The sequence below is a fragment of the Spirillospora sp. NPDC047279 genome (assembly GCF_040643285.1).
Classification (GTDB): domain Bacteria; phylum Actinomycetota; class Actinomycetes; order Streptosporangiales; family Streptosporangiaceae; genus Spirillospora.
This window is the reverse complement of record NZ_JBEYUA010000044.1, coordinates 1-4,056: the sequence shown is the minus strand read 5'-3', so window position 1 is coordinate 4,056 and position 4,056 is coordinate 1. Positions and strand designations below refer to the sequence as shown.

The following is a 4,056-nucleotide window of genomic DNA, read 5'->3' as shown; positions in this document are numbered from 1 at the left end:
ACGCTCGGTCTCGGCCACGTCCACCACAGTAGACGCAAGATCACTTACCGTAGTCGACGTCGAACCGTCGACACCCTCGATGATCGACATGATGACGCTTCCCCCCGAAGAAGTGGACCATCGGCCCAGATCACTCACTTCCCAGCAAGATCACTTTCCACACTTGGAGAGATACCCCCTCCGCTTGCGTGGGGCCGACGCCCCCGTCCGTTGCTGGACGTGGGGCAAGCAGCCCCATGGCCACCAGCTGCACCAGAACGGTGTTGTCATCAATGTCGGCCTTCAGCTGCGCGTGACAACTGTGGGCTCCGCCAGTGGCGTCGCTTGCCGGTGCCCCGACCGCAGAGGACCTGGCAGGAGCCCCCTTTGGGATTCGTCAAAGGAATCGAGTCGGTGGGGGCGGTGGGGAGGGCACGGTGGGGCGGTGGCTGATCTGTTGTGGGGTGACGTGGGGTGGTGTTTCGAGCCGCAGTTGATGGGGCGTTGCCGGGTCTGTGCGTGCGCGGTATCTCAGCGGAGGACTGACAGTCCGTGTTGGATCTTGTGGTGGAGCACGGTTGGAGGTTCGAGTACTCCGAGGGTGCCGAGGTTGTGCCGTTGCCGCGCGCTGAGGTGGTGCTGTCGCGTCCGGGTGGCGCTGAGTTTTCTGAACTTCGAGTCTGGCCGGCTGAGGATGTCCTGGCGATCTTCCGGTTCCCCGCCCTGCGGACGCGCCGGTGGTCATGCCCCTAATCAGCGGTCTGTCGATGCCTCCGGGCCGGTGACACCACCCCCAGGTTATGAGTTCAACAGGGGGAACAGTCATGCCGGACCCGGAGGCCGGGCGCCCCGCTGCGGGGCCACCAAGAAGGTAATGGGGGCTCTACGCGTTGGTTCTCGGTGCCGACGTGCTGGAACGGCAGCACAGCACCAGATCGGCCAGCGCCCCCAGCGCAGCCGCCCGATCCTCGGTGCGGGCGCTCCGGCGGACGCGGGCACGCGCAGGCGCGCGAACGGCTCTGCGGTGGTGTGTGGCACTGCCAGTGCCTGAACGATCCGGGGCGCGCCTGTAGGCCCGGTGGTGTGCTGTCCGCCGGGCCGTGGGCTGGTTGTGGGGTGGGGTCAGGCTGCGAGGTGGTGATCACCCCAGGGGTTGTCGCTGTCGCCGGGGTTGAGTGTTCGTCCGGTGGGCCATCTGCCGCGTCTGGATCTTGTGATCCCGTCGGGTGGTAGTGCCCGATAGACGTAGCGTGCGTGCTGGTCTTTGGTGATCTGTATCTGGTCGGGGTGGGTGTGTTTCCACCGGTTGTGCCAGCCGCAGCACAGGGCGAGTTTGTTGATGTCGGTCGGGCTGTTTCCCAGCGCCCACCCGTTGACGTGGTCGACTTCGCACAGGAAGCCCGGCACCTCACACCCGTGGACGGCGCAGGTGTCGTATTGGGTTTCCAGGATCCGGCGTTGGCCTGGGCTGGCGATGCGGGTGGTGTGGCCCAGGTAGAGCGGCACGTTCCCCGGCCCCAGAAGCAGCGGTGAGACTCCGGCGGTGAGCGCCAGCCGCCGCACCTGCTCGGCAGGGATGGGGGTGCCGTCCCGCAGCCAACCGGGCGCATCCTCGCCCATCAGCGTCTCCAGGTTGGCGATGACGGTGACGCGGGTGTCCTTGTGCCCGTGCGACAGCACGGTGGTCAGGGCCGCTGCCGTCCGCTCGCCCAAGTCACGCCGGTCGTCGGTCCCGGCTGGCTTGGTCAGCGGGCCGAGGACGCCGTCCAGGATCGCGGTGTCTTCGGGATTGAGCCACCCGTTCACATACGACCCGCCATCCAACGACCGGCTCAACGTCAACCAGGACCGCTCATAACCGCGTTTGACGTCCTCGGGGGCTTTCTCGGTGCCGTTCTGCTCGGCCACCAGATCGTGGATCTTGCGGCCGAGCCGGGCGACCTTGCCCGCCGACAGCCCGTCGTTGGCGGCGTTCAACAGGATGTCCTCGGCGGCCGCACAGTCCTCGTCGTTGAGCCGTTGGACGGCGTCGGCGACGGTGGCGGCGTAGCCGAGGGACAGGTCACCGGTGGCCAGGTCCTTGCTCACCCGCTCCAAGCGTGGGAGTTGCCGGGCCAGGGTGATGCGTTCCTTGGCGCGGCCTTCCCGCATCCCCAGACGGCACCGCAGCCACGCCTGCGTTGAGGGGAGGCCCCAGTGCTTCATTTCGCCGGTGCGGTCCACTATTGCGATCGTGCCCGCGAGCGCGAATTCGATTTGATCTGCGGCCCTCGCGAGGGTCTCGGTCAGCTCCATGCAGGCGGCGCCGGAGTCGGGGGCGGGCCTGTGGGCGAGGTGGGTGGCGATCGCGGCTACCGCTTCCACCAATTCTGCGGTGGAAGCGGTTTCTAGATCCGCGACGATCGAATGCATGTCTTGATTATATCGACGATGACGGATTGCAATTATCTGATTACGGACATTTCGGATGGCCGCAGGTGGCCATCAATTCACCGGGCGCAAACAGGTCGCGACGGGCGGCACCGTTGGGTGGTTGATCGTCCACCGGTCGGCGGGTGGCCCGGGACGGGTGAGTCGGGGAAAGCCGGTTACTGCTGGTGGATGGCTGAGCGGAGCCGGACTGACCCACCACGCACAAGCCTCCGCCCCTCCGAGCGTTGCTGTCACGTTGGCGCAGGTCCCAGAAACCCAAGGAGGCGATGAGACCGAGGCGGCGCTGCCGCCTGAGGCCGCGGCGAAAACCCGCGCTTCGCGCGGCCCCAAAGTTCGAACATCAGCGATCACCAGCACCCGCACCATGACAGAGAAGCGAGACCCCCCCCCACCCACTTTCTTGTCGCTGCCGTGTTTGAACAGCAGACCGCACCCACCCGCACTCGGGCGCCCACGCGTAACCATAGGGGTGACCGGGGCCGCCAACCCCGAAGGGGCTAATGATCTAACCGAAGATATGTTGACCCGCAGAGAGGCGCCAAATCCCAGCTCTCCACCCACTTTCTTGTCGCTGCTGAGTTGGAACAGTTGACCGCGCTTACCTGAACCCGGAGGATGGGCATCAGCTAAAGGGGTGACCGACACCGCAGAGCGCGAAGCGCCCCCAGGTCTGCCAGGCAACTAGCAGCACTCAAATCACCACCGTCAGCCGCGCCAATGATCACCCTGCTAGGAGTTTCCTGACGTTCGCTGGCCTCCTGGGGAGATTGAAGTAGGCCGAGTGGACCTCTAAGGGACCGAAGTAGCTGCGAGCCGCGTCCCTGCGCTTGGGCTACGCAGTGCTCACGCTTCCAGAACGACCGGAGGTCTGAGGTTGCCCTCGGCTTGGCTGCAGGGTGGGGGAGTTGATGGAGGCTGTCCGGTCGGAGCGAGGAGAGCTGCTAACCATGGGCTTGTCGCGCGTGCGTGCGCGCATCACGCCTGGAACGACAGGTAGACGAGGCACCGGCCGTGGCGGCGACATAGGCTCGCCACGGCCGGGCGGACGCGGCGCCTACCCGACCTTGGTGGCGTCGACATAGGTGCCGGCGCCACTGGTCTTCTCGGCGATAAGGGCGCGGATCTGCTCGATCGTCGCCGCCCGGTCGGGTCCGGTGGGCTCGATCTCCACCTCGCACGACCATTGAGGTGAAGGGGAGTCCCAGAGGACCCCGTCCTCAGCCGTCGTGTACGTCACGAGCCATTTCTCCATCTCGCCCTCCAGGGGTGTTCCGTCCCGTCGCGACGAACGCCTCTGCTGGATATTCGTCATCGAAGGCTCCGTGGGTTGCATCGATCTCCGGCGTTCAGCGGTCGTCGATAGCCAAGGGGGCAAGCCGATCACCGGGAAAGAGCAGATCAGCGCAGGGGAGCAGATCACCCAGGAGAGCAGATCACCAAGGGAGATCCGATCCAGAGCTGGCTGCCCCCCGCGCCCAGCCGGTCACCCGGGGAGGGCCGGTCACCGGAGCAGAGCCGGTCACCGGAGGAGGGCCGGTCGCCGGAGGGGGCCGGTCACCCGGGGAGGGCCGGTCACCGGAGCAGAGCCGGTCACCGGAGGAGGGCCGGTCGCCGGAGGGGGCCGGTCACCCGGGGAGGGCCGGT

The 4,056-nt window shown here is 66.6% G+C and carries 2 protein-coding genes; both read right to left on the bottom strand.

Annotation, left to right across the window (positions count from 1 at the left end; translation table 11 throughout):
• Nucleotides 1–1,101 precede the first annotated feature (1,101 nt).
• Nucleotides 1,102–2,391 carry a DUF222 domain-containing protein gene (locus ABZ810_RS47560; protein ID WP_358415454.1) on the bottom strand — a complete coding sequence of 430 codons (1,290 nt, stop codon included), beginning with the start codon at nt 2,389–2,391 and terminating at the stop codon, nt 1,102–1,104.
• Nucleotides 2,392–3,466: 1,075 nt separating this feature from the next.
• Nucleotides 3,467–3,664: a hypothetical protein gene (locus ABZ810_RS47555; RefSeq protein ID WP_358415451.1), complete on the bottom strand. Its 198-nt coding sequence runs from the start codon at nt 3,662–3,664 to the stop codon at nt 3,467–3,469.
• Nucleotides 3,665–4,056 lie beyond the last annotated feature (392 nt).